At 51.2% G+C, this 16575-nt stretch carries 11 protein-coding genes; 4 read left to right on the forward strand and 7 right to left on the reverse strand.

Annotation, left to right across the window (positions count from 1 at the left end):
* The first annotated feature begins 18 nt into the window (after nt 1–18).
* Entirely contained in the window at nt 19–933 is a 915-nt protein-coding gene (menA, locus tag NQ546_RS16625; protein WP_004288620.1) for a 1,4-dihydroxy-2-naphthoate octaprenyltransferase, read from the forward strand.
* Between the two features lie 15 nt (nt 934–948).
* On the opposite strand, the gene rfbB is transcribed toward menA, so the two are convergent.
* The 3 genes from rfbB to NQ546_RS16640 all read right to left on the reverse strand — a co-directional run bounded on the left by rfbB (nt 949) and on the right by NQ546_RS16640 (nt 3666).
* Complete coding sequence (rfbB, locus tag NQ546_RS16630) at nt 949–2088, reverse strand: dTDP-glucose 4,6-dehydratase (RefSeq protein ID WP_004288619.1); 1140 nt, start codon at nt 2086–2088, stop codon at nt 949–951.
* A gap of 54 nt (nt 2089–2142) precedes the next feature.
* The gene (gene rfbA / locus NQ546_RS16635) at nt 2143–3015 is read right to left on the reverse strand and encodes a glucose-1-phosphate thymidylyltransferase RfbA (protein ID WP_004288618.1); all 873 of its coding nucleotides are present in this window, start codon (nt 3013–3015) and stop codon (nt 2143–2145) included.
* 159 nt (nt 3016–3174) lie between these two features.
* On the reverse strand, nt 3175–3666 hold the full coding sequence (locus tag NQ546_RS16640; protein WP_004288617.1) for a metallophosphoesterase family protein: 492 nt from the start codon (nt 3664–3666) through the stop codon (nt 3175–3177).
* Between the two features lie 58 nt (nt 3667–3724).
* Here NQ546_RS16640 and NQ546_RS16645 point away from each other — a divergent pair, with 58 nt between their 5' ends.
* Nucleotides 3725–5779, forward strand: coding sequence for an RNA degradosome polyphosphate kinase (locus tag NQ546_RS16645; protein WP_004288616.1), 2055 nt, complete (start codon nt 3725–3727; stop codon nt 5777–5779).
* A 69-nt stretch (nt 5780–5848) separates the two neighbouring features.
* Here NQ546_RS16645 and NQ546_RS16650 read toward each other — a convergent pair whose 3' ends face one another.
* Nucleotides 5849–6022 (reverse strand): hypothetical protein, encoded by a 174-nt coding sequence (locus tag NQ546_RS16650; protein ID WP_004288615.1) that lies wholly within the window; start codon nt 6020–6022, stop codon nt 5849–5851.
* A 307-nt stretch (nt 6023–6329) separates the two neighbouring features.
* On the opposite strand from NQ546_RS16650, the gene NQ546_RS16655 reads away from it, so the two are divergent.
* Nucleotides 6330–8573: an inorganic phosphate transporter gene (locus NQ546_RS16655; RefSeq protein WP_004288614.1), complete on the forward strand. Its 2244-nt coding sequence runs from the start codon at nt 6330–6332 to the stop codon at nt 8571–8573.
* A 919-nt stretch (nt 8574–9492) separates the two neighbouring features.
* Here the strand turns inward: NQ546_RS16655 and NQ546_RS16660 are convergent.
* The gene (locus NQ546_RS16660) at nt 9493–10917 is read right to left on the reverse strand and encodes a CCA tRNA nucleotidyltransferase (RefSeq protein WP_004288613.1); all 1425 of its coding nucleotides are present in this window, start codon (nt 10915–10917) and stop codon (nt 9493–9495) included.
* A gap of 90 nt (nt 10918–11007) precedes the next feature.
* On the opposite strand from NQ546_RS16660, the gene NQ546_RS16665 reads away from it, so the two are divergent.
* Nucleotides 11008–11838, forward strand: a complete 831-nt coding sequence (locus NQ546_RS16665; RefSeq protein WP_171031150.1) for an outer membrane protein assembly factor BamD — start codon at nt 11008–11010, stop codon at nt 11836–11838.
* A 46-nt stretch (nt 11839–11884) separates the two neighbouring features.
* Here the strand turns inward: NQ546_RS16665 and NQ546_RS16670 are convergent, their stop codons facing one another.
* Both NQ546_RS16670 and NQ546_RS16675 read right to left on the reverse strand, forming a co-directional pair.
* Nucleotides 11885–13375 carry a RagB/SusD family nutrient uptake outer membrane protein gene (locus NQ546_RS16670; RefSeq protein WP_004288611.1) on the reverse strand — a complete coding sequence of 497 codons (1491 nt, stop codon included), beginning with the start codon at nt 13373–13375 and terminating at the stop codon, nt 11885–11887.
* 12 nt (nt 13376–13387) lie between these two features.
* Nucleotides 13388–16516, reverse strand: a complete 3129-nt coding sequence (locus tag NQ546_RS16675) for a SusC/RagA family TonB-linked outer membrane protein (protein ID WP_004288610.1) — start codon at nt 16514–16516, stop codon at nt 13388–13390.
* Between the last annotated feature and the right edge of the window lie 59 nt (nt 16517–16575).

Consider the following 16575-nt stretch of genomic DNA (forward strand, 5'->3'; position numbering starts at 1 on the left):
ACTTTCTAAAAATCCGACATGAAAGCAATAACAACCAACTCATTCCACGCATGGGTGCTTGCCGCCCGTCCCAAGACCCTGACCGGAGCAATCATCCCGGTATTGATAGGCTCCGCACTGGCTTTTGCCGACGGCAAGTCCGACCTGATACCGGCGCTGCTGTGCGCACTGTTTGCCTGCGGCATGCAAATCGCAGCCAACTTCATCAACGACCTCTACGATTACCTGAAAGGCAGCGACCGTACCGACCGTCTCGGCCCGGAACGCGCCTGTGCACAAGGCTGGATCACCCCCATAGCCATGAAACGGGGCATAATGGGGATGCTGGTTTTCTCCTGCCTCATAGGCTGCGCACTGCTGCGCCAATGCTGGGGACAACTGCCTCATGGCGGCTGGGAACTGATATTGCTGGGGCTACTCTGCGTGATATTCGCCTTCTTATATACCACCGTCCTCTCCTACCGGGGTTGGGGAGATCTGCTCGTGCTGGTCTTCTTCGGATTCATCCCCGTAGGCGGAACCTACTATGTGCAAGCCCACGCCATTACCGCCGACGTATGGATAGCCTCACTCATCTGCGGACTGGTGATAGACACCTTATTGGTGGTGAACAACTACCGCGACCGCGAACAAGATGCCCTTAGCGGCAAACGCACGCTGGTTGTCCGCTTCGGCGAGCCCTTCGGGCGTTACCTGTACCTCGGATTGGGCGTGTCGGCCGTCTTGCTCAGCCTATGGTTTGTACATGCCGGCAAGATAGAACCGCTTGCTTTCATTTGGGCCCCCTGCGTCTACCTGTACTTGCACGTGCTGACGTGGCGCAAAATGGCAGCCATACGGAACGGCCGAAAACTAAACAGCATATTAGGTGAGACTTCACGTAATATGCTGTTCTTCGGACTCTTACTAAGCGCTGCACTGATGCAGGCTTAAAAGGAAAGGGACGGTTTATTTCTTCCCGTACATCCTTTCATAATATTTCTGGTAATCGCCGCTGGTCACTTCTTCCACCCAGTCCTGATTATTCAAATACCACTCGATGGTCTTGACGATGCCCGTTTCAAACTTCGTTTCGGGATACCAGCCTAAAGCCTCCGTTATCTTGGCGGGGTCTATGGCATAACGTTGGTCGTGGCCGAGACGGTCTTTCACGAACGTTATCAGGCCTTCGTTTATCCAACTGATGTCAATCTGTCCGTCGTCGCCCTTGACCTGCTTTTTCAGGACTGCGCGATACTCCGGTTTTTCTTCCATCAGGCGGCGGATAGTGGCGATGGTCAGCTTCACAATCTCCAGATTGGTCTTTTCGTTGTGGCCGCCCACATTATACACTTCGCCTTCCACCCCTTTGCGCACCACAAGGTCAATGGCTTTGCAATGGTCTTCCACATACAGCCAATCGCGCACATTGCTGCCGTCACCATACACCGGAAGCGGCTTGCCTTCAAGGATATTCTTTATGATCAGCGGTATCAGCTTCTCCGGGAAGTGGTACGGGCCATAGTTGTTGGAACAGCGGGTAATGGTGACCGGCATCCTATAAGTGTCATGGTATGCCATTACCACCATATCGGCACTTGTCTTGGAAGCGCTGTACGGGCTATGCGGGCAAAGCGGGGTGTTCTCCGTAAAGAAACCTTCGGCGCCCAACGAGCCGTAAACTTCATCCGTAGACACCTGATGATAGCGCACTCCCTTGCGCCATGTGGGATAACCCTGTTCGTCCTTACCCGTCACCCATGCACGACGGGCGGCGTCAAGCAGGTTCTGAGTACCCAGAATATTCGTCATCAGGAAGAGCTGCGGATTCTCGATGCTGCGGTCCACATGGCTTTCAGCGGCAAAGTTCACCACATAGTCGAATTTGTATTTGGCAAACAGCTCGTCGGCAAGAATACGGTCACAGATATCACCTTTGACAAAGAAGCAACGTTCCTCATCAATATCTTTGGCAATCGTGCCCAGATTTCCGGCATAGGTCAGGGCATCCAGTATCACCACTTTTATATCATCATGCTTTGCCAGAATATATTTTATATAGTTGGCTCCGATAAATCCGGCAGCACCGGTTACAAGATAAGTTTTCATGCAATTATGAATTATAAGTTATAGTTATGTATGAGTTTAAAGGCGGTCGTCACATCAACGGTACGAGTCGGCAAGTTCCATCAGATATTTGCCATATTCCGTTTTGCCCAGTTGTTCGCCCAGATGATAGAGCTGGTCAAGATCAATCCATCCCTTGCGCCATGCTATCTCCTCGATGCAGCTCACGCGGAATCCCTGGCGGTTCTGTATGGTGGCAACGAAGTTGCTTGCTTCGAGCAGGCTGTCACAATTGCCGGTGTCGAGCCAGGCAAAGCCACGACCGAAAAGTTCCACTTTCAGCGTGCCTTCTTGCAGATAAAGGCGGTTAAGGTCGGTAATCTCATATTCGCCGCGGGCCGACGGTTTCAGGGCTGCGGCCTTTTCTGTCACAGTGGAGTCGTAGAAGTATAGTCCCGGAACGGCATAATTGCTTTTGGGCTGTGCAGGTTTTTCTTCCAACGAAATGGCCTTGCCGTCGGCATCGAACTCCACCACCCCGTATGCACGCGGGTCTTTCACATAATAGCCGAAGATGCACGCACCTTTCTCGATAGAAGCGGCACGTTTCAGCATTGCAGAGAATCCCTGTCCATAGAACATGTTGTCGCCCAAGATAAGGCATCCCGGCTCACCGTTCAGGAATTCCGCTCCGAGCACAAAGGCCTGTGCCAGTCCATTCGGTTTCTCCTGTACCTTATAAGAGAAAGACATGCCGAGCTCCTCGCCCGTTCCCAACAGGTCACGAAACATGGGCAAATCGCGCGGAGTGGAGATAATCAGCACTTCACGTATGCCTGCCAACATCAGTGTGGAGAGGGGATAATAGATCATGGGCTTGTCGTAGACCGGCATAATCTGCTTGGAGATAGCCTTGGACAATGGATAGAGACGAGTGGCGCTGCCACCTGCAAGAATAATTCCTTTCATATTTCAGTTCTTTATTGGATTGACTTCAAATGTAGAATAAAATAAGAAGGAGGACAATGCCCCACGGCTCTCGTTGCTATTCAGAGTGCAAAGTTCGACAAAAATCAGAAAATTACAAAATTTCAAGAGAAGAAAAGTGGGATTACTAACCACTAATCCCTAACCGGCAAGCTCTATCACTTCAAGGTCCTTAAACACACCGCCGTCAATGGTGAAACGCACCATAGTGCGCACCTTATGGAAGCCGTAGATGCCGGCTGCGCCCGGATTGATATGGAGCATGCCCAATGTCTTGTCGAACTTCACCTTCAGTATATGCGAATGGCCGCTGACAAACAGCTTGGGCGGACGCACCATGATGCTCCCCTGTACGGACGGATCGTACTTGCCGGGATAGCCCCCTATGTGTTTCATCAGCACTTCCGCGCCGTCCACCGTAAAACGGAGCACTTGCGGATAGAGCTTGCGCAAGTCCTGCCCGTCTATATTGCCATATACCGCACGAAACGGCCGGAACGCCGCCAGCTTCTGCGCCACTTCCAATGTTCCTATATCACCGGCATGCCATATTTCATCGCACGACTCAAAGTATTGCAGGTACTTCTCATCCCAATATCCATGCGTATCCGACAGTAAACCAACTTTTGTCATTTTTCCTTTGTTTATATGTGCAAAGGTAGCTATATTTGGAAAATAAACCTAATCTTATATGGAAAGCAGATATTTCAAACGCGACATCAGCTGGCTGTCATTCAACTACCGGGTGCTGCTGGAGGCAGAGGACGACACGCTGCCGCTGTACGAGCGCATCAACTTCATATCCATATACTCGTCCAACCTGGAAGAGTTCTACAAGATACGCGTGGCCGACCACAAGGCCATTGCCACCGGCGCCGCGCATAGCGACGAGGAGAGCGTACAGTCCGCCATGCAGCTGGTGACCGAAATCAACGAAGAGGTGAACCGCCAACTGGAAGAACGCATCCGCATCTACGAACAGAAGATACTGCCCGCACTGCGGCAACATCACATAATTTTCTACCAGAGCCGCAACGTGGAGCCTTTCCATAAAGAGTTCCTGAGACGCTTCTTCCGCGAAGAGATTTTCCCGTATCTCTCGCCCGTACCGGTGAGCAAGGACAAGGTCATCTCCTTCCTGCGCGACAACCGCCTTTACCTTGCCGTACGCCTGCATTCCAAAGGCACTTTGCCGGGCGACCCCGACCATACGCAATATTTCGTGATGAAGCTGCCTTACAGCAAGGTGCCCCGTTTCATCGAGCTTCCCAAACAGGACAAGAACTACTATCTGATGTTCATCGAGGACATTATCAAAGCCAATATCGACACGATTTTCCCCGGCTATGACGTGGACAGCAGCTATTGCATCAAGATCTCGCGGGATGCGGACATACTGATAGACGAATCGGCCAATACCTCCGAGATCATAGAGCAGGTAAAGACAAAGGTAAAGAAGCGCAAGATAGGAGCCGTCTGCCGTTTTGTGTACGACCGCGCCATGCCGGATGACTTTCTGGACTTTCTGGTAGACGCCTTCCGCATCAACCGCCAAGAGCTGGTTCCGGGCGACAAGCACCTCAACATGGAAGACCTGCGCCACCTGCCCAACCCTAACAATGCCGTACGCCCCATCCGCAAGCCACAGCCCATGAAACTGGCCTGTCTGGACGAGCGTGAATCCATCTTCCGCTATGTGGAGAAGAAAGACCTGCTGCTGCATTACCCCTACCACTCTTTCGAACACTTCATCCATTTCCTGTACGAAGCAGTGCACGAGCCTACCGTCCGCGAGATCATGGTGACCCAATACCGCGTTGCCGAAAACTCCGCCGTCATCAACACCTTGATAGCCGCCGCACAGAACGGCAAGAAAGTGACCGTCTTCGTAGAACTGAAAGCACGTTTCGATGAAGAGAACAACTTGGCAACCGCCGAGATGATGAAAGCCGCCGGCATCAACATCCTGTTCAGCCTGCCCGGACTGAAGGTGCATGCCAAAGTGGCGCTCGTGCTGCGCCGCGACAAGCAGGGACACAAACTGCCCAGCTACGCCTATATAAGCACCGGAAACTTCAACGAGAAAACCGCCACCCTCTATGCCGACTGCGGGTTGTTCACCTGCAATCCGGTACTTGTGAACGACCTGCACAACCTCTTCCGCACATTCCAAGGCAAGGAGAATCCCGTATTCCACCGCCTGCTGGTGGCGCGCTTCAACCTGATACCCGAACTCAACCGCCTCATCGACCATGAGATAGAACTCGCCAAAAGCGGTAAGCAGGGAAGGATAATACTCAAAATGAACGCCCTGCAAGACCCCGCCATGATAGAACGGCTGTATGAGGCATCACAAGCCGGGGTGAAGATAGACCTCATCGTACGAGGCATCTGCTGCCTCATCTCCGGACGGAAATACAGCCGTAACATCCGCGTCACACGCATTGTGGACACCTTCCTCGAACATGCACGCGTGTGGTACTTCGGCAACGGCGGAAAGCCGAAACTGTTTCTCGGCTCGCCCGACTGGATGCGCCGCAACCTGTACCGCCGCATTGAAGCCGTAACCCCCATTCTGGACCCGGACCTGAAGCGCGAGCTGTCGGACATGCTTTCCATCCAACTGTCGGACAAGCGCAAGGCATGCTTTGTGGACGACCACCTGTGCAACCGCTGGAAATCGGCACGTCCGCAAAAAGAAAAGATACGTTCGCAATATACTTTCTACGAATACCTGAAGGGTTGAAAACGGAGAGCGAAAAGTTATAATTACATAAAATAAAAAAAGCCTCGCGTAAAAACGAGGCTTTATGCTTTATAAAGAACCAAACCATCTTTTGCCCTTAGGAGTAACGATGTACAATAAGAATCCACCGCATCCAACAGCTATCAGGCCAAATAATACCACTAATTCCATAATCACTCCTTTTTTAAATAACACAAAACCAAGTATAGCAGACAAAACGACAGAAATACCCGGCTTCTTCATACAATGCCTTTCGTGACGTATTATCGTTTTTCACCATGATAATTAAAGTTTCGCTATGCAAATATAAACAACTTTATGATAATATCCTCATATTAACGCCAAAAACCGACCATCTTCACAGATAACCGGGGACTACAAACTTCAAATGCCCGACATTGAAGAACTGAAAAAACTGCTATGATTTAATAAACAGCGGAGAATTGAAAAGTTAAGAGCGAAAAGTTTCTTGTAACATTTCTGTAACATGTATGACATTTCCCTGCAACACAAATAACGTTCCTTTGCAGCCAGAAATAAAATACATCTTATGGAAACTATCTATCTATGCATTGTCATCTTCCTGTTCGTCCTCGCGGTTTTCGACCTCATCGTGGGTGTCAGCAATGATGCAGTAAACTTTCTTCAGTCTGCTGTCGGAGCCAAAGCAGCATCTTTCAAAACCGTACTGTTTATAGCGGGCATCGGCGTCTTTATCGGCGCTTCCCTGTCCAACGGCATGATGGACATCGCCCGGCATGGCATCTACCAGCCGGAGCATTTCTATTTTGCCGAAATCATGTGTATCCTGCTGGCCGTCATGCTGACCGACGTAGTGCTGCTGGACGTATTCAACACAATGGGGATGCCTACATCCACCACCGTATCCATGGTATTCGAACTGCTGGGCGGAACATTCGCCCTGGCGCTCATCAAGGTGCATGGCAGTGACACGCTGGGATTCGGCGACCTCATCAATACGGACAAAGCCCTGTCCGTCATCATGGGTATTTTCCTTTCCGTAGCCATTGCCTTCTTCTTCGGTATGCTGGTGCAATGGCTGGCGCGTGTGGTGTTCACCTTCAACTACACCAAGAAGATGAAGTACAGCATCGGCATCTTCGGTGGCATCGCAGCAACCTCCATTATCTATTTCATGCTGATAAAAGGGCTGAAAGACAGCTCATTCATGACCCCGGAAAACAAGCAGTGGATACAAGATAACACCACCCTGCTGATCGGTTGTTTCTTTGTGTTCTTCACCCTGTTGATGCAGGTGCTACACTGGCGGAAGGTCAACGTGTTCAAGGTCGTGGTGCTTCTGGGAACCTTTGCCCTTGCCCTCGCCTTTGCGGGTAACGACTTGGTGAACTTCATCGGTGTGCCCCTTGCCGGCTACTCCTCTTTCATCGACTACACCACCAACGGCGCCGCCGCAGGTCCCGACGGCTTCCTCATGGACTCGTTGCTGGGTCCGGCCAAAACGCCCTGGTATTTCCTTATCGGTGCGGGAGTCATCATGGTCTACTCGCTGTGCACCTCCAAGAAGGCCCATAACGTAATCAAGACTTCCGTCGACCTCTCCCGTCAGGATGAAGGCGAAGAGAGCTTCGGCAGCACCCCCATAGCACGTACACTGGTACGCTTCAGCATGACAATAGCCAACGGGCTGTCCAAAACGATGCCCGAAAGCAGCAAACGCTGGATAGAAACCCGCTTCCGGAAGGACGAAGCCATCATTGCCGACGGCGCAGCGTTCGACTTGGTACGCGCCTCCGTCAACCTTGTACTCGCCGGCTTGCTGATTGCCCTCGGTACTTCCCTGAAACTTCCCCTCTCCACAACCTACGTCACCTTCATGGTGGCCATGGGTACCTCCCTTGCCGACCGCGCTTGGGGACGCGACTCCGCCGTATTCCGCATCACCGGCGTACTGAGCGTCATCGGCGGCTGGTTCATCACTGCCGGAGCTGCATTCACAATCTGTTTCTTCGTGGCCTTGATCATCTATTTCGGCGGCACAGTCGCCATTATCGCACTGATCGGCTTGGCAGTGTTCATGCTGATACGCAGCCAAGTGATGTACAAGAAACGCAAGGAGAAAGAAAAGGGCAACGCCACTATCAAGCAACTGATGCAAAGCACAGACAACATGGAGATTCTGGAACTTTTGCGTCGCCACACCCGCGAGGAGCTGTGCAAGATACTGGAGTTTACGGAAGACAACTTCGAACGCACCGTCACCGCCTTCCTGCACGAGAACCTGCGCGGACTGCGCCGGGCAATGGGTGCTGTGAAGTTCGAGAAGCAACTGATCAAACAGATGAAGCGCACCGGCACGCTCGCCATGTGTCGTCTGGACAACAATACGGTGCTCGAAAAAGGGCTCTATTACTATCAGGGCAACGACTTTGCCAGTGAGCTGATTTATAGTGTAGGACGCTTGTGCGAACCATGTCTGGAACATATCGACAATAACTTCAAGCCGCTGGATGCAGTGCAGAAAGGCGAGTTTGCCGACGTAACGGAAGACATCGTCTATCTGTTGCAAGTATGCCGCCATAAGCTGGAGCATAACGATTACAGCGACTTCGAAGAAGAAGTGCGCAGGGCAAACGAGCTGAACGGACAACTCGCCCACCTGAAACGTGAAGAGCTGCAACGCATCCAGAGCCAGTCCGGAAGCATCAAAGTCAGCATGGTATACCTGACAATGATACAGGAAGCGCAGAATATAGTGACCTACTCCACCAACCTGATGAAGGTGAGCAGAAAGTTCCAAGCCGAAGAGTAAGGACGTTTTCCCTCATCAACCGGAGAACCGGAAGATATGCATTTTCGTCTCGTGAGATGCCCTGTTTCATCTCACGAGACGATTTGTTTTATCCCGCGGGATGAATATTTCTGCCTTACGGGACGAATATTTCCGTCCTGCAAGATAAATATTTCCGTCCCGCAGGGTGAATGCTTCCGCCTTACGAAACGGATATCTTCATCTCATGGCGCGGATTCTGTGTATTCGCAAAAAGGAAAAAGGAACATATATGTATGCTATTTTTACCAAAGGCAAATTACTGTTTAGGGTTCATTTAGGGGTCATTTCCTTATAGCCCCTAAAACACCACCCATTTCAGGGATATTCATCTGATTTATAGCATATTGACAACCTTCACAAACTGACAGTTCATAGGTCGTTTCCGCCATAAGGGATTACTGCGTTGTAAAGAAATATCCATTATTACCGATTGAAAGGAACATTTATCAGGCTGTTTAAAAAAGCATTTATCAGCACCGACTGAAAGTAACATCTATCAGCACTGACTGAAAGGAACATCTGTCAGCACCGACTGAAAGGAACATCTATCAGCACCGACTGAAAGGAACATCTGTCAGCACTGACTGAAAAAAGCATCTATCAGTCTGTTTGTAGGATATATGCCAAAGAAAGCCAGACAGGAGCATAGTAAAAAAACAAGTCATCTCATGTATTTTTAGGCCTATTTTCAGGGGGGAATGGGGGTCATAAGGGAAATGAACCCTAAATGAACCCTAAGCCTTTGAAAAAACAAAGTGATATTTCTACATAACCAATTAAAAATCAAGTTAATAAGTTCATATTCCCAAATTTTCTTCCTCCGACTTATTCCTCAGAGCCTCCTATTATCCCCCCCTATTTTTCGAAGCGCCACATTAAGAAAAAACATGTCAAAACCCTATTTCAGTCCCATCTTTTCCGCCCGTTGCAGCATAAATGCGCGTGCAGCCTCGTAGTCATTGGGAATGACGCCGTCCAATATGGCATCCTTGATAGCGCTTTTCAATGCGCCCACTTGCCGGCAGGGCGGCAGATTGAATGTTTTCATAATCTCCTCACCGCTGACAGGAGGCTGGAAGTTACGGATGCGGTCGCGCTCCTCCAAGTCCTTCAGCTTCTGGCGCACCAGTTGGAAGTTGTTCAGGAAGCGTTGCTTACGCTCCATGTTCTTGGAAGTGATATCGGCCTCGCACAGGGTCATAAGGTCGTCTATGTCATCGCCCGCCTCAAACAAAAGGCGGCGTACAGCCGAGTCCGTCACCACATCATCGGCTATCACAATGGGACGCATGTGCAGGCTCACGAGCTTCTGTACATACTTCATTTTCTCATTCATCGGGAGCTTCATCCTGCGAAAAATCTCAGGAATCATCTTCTCACCAATGAAGTTGTGGTTGTGGAACGTCCACCCGGCACGAGGCTCCCAACGCTTGGTTGCCGGCTTGGCAATGTCGTGAAGCAGGGCTGCCCAACGAAGCCATAGGTTGTCGGTCTTCTTACTTATATTATCGAGCACTTCGAGCGTATGGTAGAAATTATCCTTATGCGCCCTGCCGTTACGGGTTTCAACGCCTTGCAAGGCAACCAGCTCCGGGAAGATGAGCTGCAACAGTCCGGAACGGTCCAAGTCTATCAGCCCTTTGGACGGGACGGGAGACAGCAATATCTTGTTCAGCTCATCCGCAATGCGCTCCCTGGATATGATAGAGATGCGCTCCTTGTTGCGGCACAAAGACTCGAAGGTGTCATCGTCGATATAGAAATTCAGTTGGGTGGCAAAGCGGATGCAACGCATCATACGCAAGGGGTCGTCACTGAAGGTAATGTCCGGATCGAGCGGCGTGCGGATGGTCTTTTCACGCATGTCCTCCATTCCTCCGAAAGGATCCACCAGCTCTCCATAACGCTGCCTGTTGAGGCAGACCGCCAAGGCATTGATAGTGAAGTCCCGGCGGTTCTGGTCGTCCTCCAACGAACCGTCTTCCACAACCGGCTTGCGCGAATCGTGCGTGTAGGACTCCTTGCGGGCGCCCACAAACTCCACTTCCGTACCATGATACTTCAGTTGCGCCGTACCGAAATTCTTGAAAACAGAAAGGTGTGCACCACGCCCCAAGCGTTTGGCAAGCGCCTCCGCCATTGCAATGCCGCTGCCCACCACTACCACATCAATATCTTTGGAAGGGCGTTGCAGGAAAATGTCGCGCACGTAGCCGCCTACCACGTAACATTCCAGTCCCAGTTCATCTGCCGTCTCGGAAATCCGTCCGAATATATTGTCACTGAAACGCTGTTTCAGCTCTTCTGTTGTCAATTCAATCATATATAATGGCACATTATCACATTAAAAGACTGCAAAGATACGGATATTATTTTTTATTTTTGTCCCCTGTTAATATCAAGAATGAAAATTATGAAGAAAGCAACCTTCCTTGCGTGCCTCTGTTGCACGCTCTTCTCTTGCAGCAATGTGGAGAAAAAAGCCGGTGAAAGGCTCCAGACCGCCCGCGCAGCTTTTGAACGCGGCGATTACAGCGAAGCGAAAATGCAGATTGACAGCATCAAGATACTCTACCCGAAAGCATTTGAAACCAGACGCGAGGGCATCGGACTCATGCAGCAGGTGGAACTGAAAGAACAGGAAAAGACGCTTGCCTACCTCGACAGCATGTTGCAGGAAAAGCAGGAAGCCGTAGACGCCATTAAAGGCAACTATGCCTTCGAGAAAGACGCCGAGTACCAGAGGATAGGCAATTACCTGCATCCTTCGCAAGTGATAGAAAAGAACCTCCACCGTTCTTACCTGCGTTTTCAGGTGGACGAGAACGGCGTCATGAGCATGACCTCCATCTATTGCGGCCCGCACAACATCCACCATTTAGCAGTGAAGGTCACCGCCCCCGACGGCAGCTTTGCCGAAACTCCGGCGTCCAAAGACAGCTATGAGACCACCGACTTGGGAGAGAAAATAGAAAAAGCGGATTACAAGGTAGGAGAAGACGGCAACGTAATCGCTTTCCTCAACCTGAACAAGGATAAAAACATCCGCGTCAACTATCTTGGCGAACGCTCCTACGCCACCACCATGACTCCCAACGACCGCAAAGCCGTAGCGGCAGTCTACGAACTGGCGCAACTGCTGTCCGCCATCACCGAGATTAAAAAGAACAAGGACGAAGCCAACCTGAAGATTGAATTCGTGAAACGGAAAATGGCGGAAAGAGAAGGCAGGGAGAAAGAATAGGTGCTTGAGTGCCGTCCTTCTACCCTGCCATTATTAAGGTCCCTGCCTATAAGTTGGGATTTGCATTCGTTTCTTTCTCCGGAATGGAATACAGATAATAGGTACTGTTCGGCACAAACCTCGTTCCGTCGGGGAAGGAAGTAAACCAGTGCCCTTCGGGATTATACTCTTTATAAGAGCCGTCCTGCTGCCAGCAATCATACTTTTTCTCCGCTTCTTCTTTCGTCAAGGCTTCACGCGCAACGGCACGCTGGGTGCGCAATATGTCGGTAATGCCAAATCCTTCGCCCCACAGTTCGCGACGGCGTTCCAGCAAGATATCACCGATGAGCTGCTCCTGCGTTTTGCCCGTCAGGTCGTAATCGGCAAGGCCGCGTGCGTTGCGCAATGTGTTCAGCGGCTTTACGGCCTCTCCCAATTGTCCCTCACGCGCCAGCGCCTCGGCGGCAATCAGATACATTTCGGCGGAACGCATCACGACAATGTCCCCGGTCTGGTCGGCACGTATGCGGAATTTCCGGTAGCCCAGATACCCTTCACGCATCCACTGGAACAGGTCCAGACGAATATCTCCGGCTTCGAACAGATCCATAAAATGCGGGTCGGCCATGAAACTATTATACGCATCGGGAGTCACCACATCAATATAATAGAAATTATAGCTGGCATCGGACTGGCTTACGGACTGCGGATGCCCCCACATCCACTCGGTGTTGGACAAATCATTGAAGCCCATATAGGTTTTGGCATCTGTCATCAGGGCATATCCCTTGGCAGCCTCAAGTGCAGCATCGGCAGCCCCGCCCCATTGCCCGGTGAGCAGACAGGCACGCGCCAACAACCCATTGACAACACTCACATCGGGCTTGAACTTAGAGTTGTCATCCGGACGGACATAGCCCTTAAGAAGCTCTTTAGCCCTATTCAGGTCTTTGAAAATCTGCGTGTACAACTCCTCCAAAGTGGCCTTGCCCTTGGGCTTTGTTGTGGAAACAGTGGGTTCGGTATAGAGCGGAACAGCCGGAGCAGCGGGATCTTTTAAATACGTAAACTGGTAGTGCTGCGCCAGATGCAGGTAACAAAAAGCCCGCAAAGCATAGGCCTGTCCCTGGGAGTAGCGGAAGTCGGGTGTGTCGTCATCACCGGTAGCCGTAATGGAAATGGCTGTGTTGCAGTTGTCAATAGTCCTGTACATCAGATACCACGCAAATGCGGTACGGTTATTGGCAGGCATCACCACATCATTAAACTGATAGGAAGAGTTGAAGCCGTACATAGGGCGCGACACCACATCATCCGCCATCATGTCATCCTGCAACATCAAGGCGCGATAGCCGATATTGGCATACGTACTGCTGTACTCAAACAGGTTGTACCATGCCCCGTTGAATATGCGCCCTGCATTGGAAGGTACGGGAACAATGCCCGAATCCACCGCATCCGTAGGTTTGTGGTCGAGAAAATCGCCGCTGCACGAAGACAGGACGAACAACAGCCCGGCCGTAAAAGCCGCTATATTTTTTATTGAAGTATTCATGTGAATAGTGATTTAGAATGAAACATTGATTCCGCCGGAAATGGAGCGCATGGCAGGGTAACGATAGTAAGTCAACCCCGTAATGCCCTGCTCCGGGTCCAATCCCTGATTTTTAGAGAAAGTCAGCAGGTTGTCCGCCTGTACGAAGAGTTGCAGGCTGTTCAGGCTGACCTTCTTTATCAGCGGCTGCGGAAAGTCGTAGGAGAGCGTGATGTTCTTCATCCGCAAATAGGAATTATTAAACAGGTTGCGGGTAGAATTGGAATTCCAGTTGTTGGACACTGTCCTCAAAGCGGGCACGTCCGTATCGCGGTTTTCCGGTGTCCAGCGTTTCAGGATCTCGGTGGACCAGGCGCGTCCGGGATTGCTCCCATTGCTCCACAACATCGTAACGTCACGATCCACAATATACCCGCCTATGCTGTATGCGAAGATGGCCGACAACTCAAAACCCTTGTATGCGAAAGCCGTATTAAAACCGCCGTAAACCTTAGGCAGCGATGACTTGTCCACATAATAATAATCAGCTTGGGCATAATCGTTGGTGGTGGTGCGTCCGGTAATATTTCCTTGCGCATCCTTTACATTCTTATACCACAGCGGATCGCCGTTGGCAGGGTCCACCCCTGCCCATTCGCGCAGATAGAAGTCATACACCGAGCGTCCCACCTTCAAGCGGGTGACTCCCGTCACAGGCATGTCATCGAGCGGAAGTTCGGTCACCACATTCTTGTAGTGCGTGAGGTTAAGCCCCATGCGCCACATGAAGTCACGAGTATGTATAAGCGTGCCTTTAAGATCTATCTCAAAACCGGTGTTTTTCAACGCACCGATGTTCTCGTCCATCGAGGTGTAACCCAAAGAGGTGGCCAAAGGACGGGAATACAGCAGATCCTTGGAGCGTCGCTGGAAGAAATCGAACGAACCGGAGAAGCGGTTGTTGAACAATGAAAAGTCAATGCCGACATTCAGGTTCAGGTTGGTCTCCCATTTCAAGTCGGGCGTTGCGAGACGGTCGGACACCAAAGCGTTCTCACCCGCCTGCGAAACAATGGAGTAGAGTCCGCTGCTGGCATAGTAGGTGCCCAAATTATCATTGCCCTGCGCTCCATAACTGGCTTTCAGGGTCAAGGCAGAAAGCCAGTCGGCGGTATTCTGCATAAACTCTTCACGATCGACACGCCATGAAGCTCCCAGCGACCAGAAGTTTCCCCAACGAGTGTCGGGCGCAAAACGGGATGAACCGTCGCGGCGATAGGAAGCGGAGAAGAAATACTTGTTCCGGTAGTCATACTGCCCACTCACCAGATATCCCAGCAATGAGTAGTCAATGCGATAGCCCGTACCCGCAGTTACAAGTGAGCCGACAGCCAGTTCCGGCATATCCGGCACAGCCATATTGCTGCGGGATGCCTGCAACACGTCATAACGGTATGAGTAGGCCTCCTGCCCGGCAAGAACGTTGAAATGATGCTCACCGAGGGTCTTATCGTACGTCACAATGTTGTTCCAAGTCCAAGAGAAGGTACGGGTATAGCTGCGGCTTGCTCCGCCCCCCGTATTGACGGCAGGGCCTATCTTGGGATTGGTATAATCCAGTGTATTATAGTCTGTCAGGTCGAAGTTGAAGCTGGTCTTGAACTTCAGCCCCTCCACCGGAGTCACTTCAAGGAAAGTACGTCCCGAAAACTCATCCCGCATACGCTCGGATTTGTCATTGGGCAGGGTAGCCGGCAAATTCCAGTTGGCCATAGAGCCGGAAGGACGGTAGGACCCGAAATCATAAATGCGGTGTCCCTCCGAGTCCAGTTTGTACGTGCCGTCAACATTCATCTCGTACATCGGATAGAAGTCGGCCATCAGGCGTCCGGCATTAATCACATTGCTGGTCTTGGTATCGGACGAAACCGGATAGTTCTGCACAGAGTGGGCATAGCTCATATTCACGCCGCCACGCAGCCAACGGGTTATTTCACTGGAAATGTTGGAGCGCAGGTTGAAACGTTGGTAACCGGACTCAAGCGCAATGCCTTTGTCGTCCAGATAGCCGGCCGAGAAATAGTACTGGTTGGTCTTTCCGCCTCCGGAGACATTCACCCCAATTTCCGTACGCAGGGCCTGTTGTTCCATTTCTTTCTGCCAGTCCACATTCCAAAGCGGAACAGCTCCGTCAACCAGTTTGCCGTCTGTGCCCACCGGCTGCGGATAGCCGGCTCCGTAAGGATTTGGGCCGCCACCCATCAGCTTGCCCACCAAATCTTTTGAAGCCTGCGCTGCGGCTGTCTGCGGAGTATATTTGTCCGTATTCAAAGCATACTGATTGCGCAGCGCCTCCCAGTAGAGCTCAAAATACTGGTCAGTGCCAATGCGGTCGTAATCGCGTATGGCGCGGTTGGAGCCTCCGAAACTGGCTTTGATGCTGACCGTAGTTTTCGAATCGGTCTGTCCCTGCTTAGTGGTTATGATAATCACCCCATTCGCCCCGCGGGAGCCGTAAAGAGCAGCCGAAGCAGCATCCTTCAAAACCGTCAATGAAGCGATGTCTTCCGGATTAATGGAGTTGATGCTGCCGTCGAAAGGCACACCGTCCACCACATAAAGCGGAGCGCTCGAAGCATTGATAGAACCGATGCCGCGGATGCGTATCTCCGCATCCGTACCCGGCTGGCCGCTGGGCGCACTGGCCTGAAGGCCGGACACCGTACCTTCGAGTGCCCGCGACACGTTGGACACTTGCATCTTGGCGATTTCGCTTCCTTTTACGGTGGAAGCCGCCCCTGTGAAACTATACTTCTTGGCAGTGGCATAGGCCACCACCATTACTTCATCCAGTTGCTCACTGTCCGGGAGCAGTTCAGCATCGACAACCGAACGCCCGTTTACTTTCTGTTCTGTGGTTTTCAAACCGATAAAGCTAAAGACCAATGTAGCGTCTGCCGGCACTGTAAGGGTATATCTCCCGTCAACATCGGTCACTGTCCCGTTGTGGGTTCCCTTCACCAGCACCGACGCTCCCGGCAGAGGCTCGCCTTCCGACATCACAACGCCCGAAACCCGAATATCACCGGTTGCTGCGGCACGCAGCGCTACCACGAAGAGTATAAACAGTGAAGTCAGGAAAAAACGCAGTTTATTATTCATTCTATTAAAGTTTGGTTAGGCTTCATTAACAGAAAAAAAAGAAACTTTGTTCAAATCCT

The sequence above is a fragment of the Bacteroides eggerthii genome (assembly GCF_025146565.1).
Taxonomy (GTDB): Bacteria; Bacteroidota; Bacteroidia; order Bacteroidales; family Bacteroidaceae; genus Bacteroides; species Bacteroides eggerthii.

Coding starts and splice junctions, on each gene's coding strand:
- menA (WP_004288620.1), top strand. CDS start 19: ATGAAAGCAATAACAACCAACTCATTCCACGCATGGGTGCTTGCCGCC.
- NQ546_RS16645 (WP_004288616.1), top strand. CDS start 3,725: ATGGAAAGCAGATATTTCAAACGCGACATCAGCTGGCTGTCATTCAAC.
- rfbA (WP_004288618.1), bottom strand. CDS start 3,015: ATGAAAGGAATTATTCTTGCAGGTGGCAGCGCCACTCGTCTCTATCCA.
- NQ546_RS16655 (WP_004288614.1), top strand. CDS start 6,330: ATGGAAACTATCTATCTATGCATTGTCATCTTCCTGTTCGTCCTCGCG.
- NQ546_RS16650 (WP_004288615.1), bottom strand. CDS start 6,022: ATGAAGAAGCCGGGTATTTCTGTCGTTTTGTCTGCTATACTTGGTTTT.
- rfbB (WP_004288619.1), bottom strand. CDS start 2,088: ATGAAAACTTATCTTGTAACCGGTGCTGCCGGATTTATCGGAGCCAAC.
- NQ546_RS16675 (WP_004288610.1), bottom strand. CDS start 16,516: ATGAATAATAAACTGCGTTTTTTCCTGACTTCACTGTTTATACTCTTC.
- NQ546_RS16660 (WP_004288613.1), bottom strand. CDS start 10,917: ATGATTGAATTGACAACAGAAGAGCTGAAACAGCGTTTCAGTGACAAT.
- NQ546_RS16665 (WP_171031150.1), top strand. CDS start 11,008: ATGAAGAAAGCAACCTTCCTTGCGTGCCTCTGTTGCACGCTCTTCTCT.
- NQ546_RS16670 (WP_004288611.1), bottom strand. CDS start 13,375: ATGAATACTTCAATAAAAAATATAGCGGCTTTTACGGCCGGGCTGTTG.
- NQ546_RS16640 (WP_004288617.1), bottom strand. CDS start 3,666: ATGACAAAAGTTGGTTTACTGTCGGATACGCATGGATATTGGGATGAG.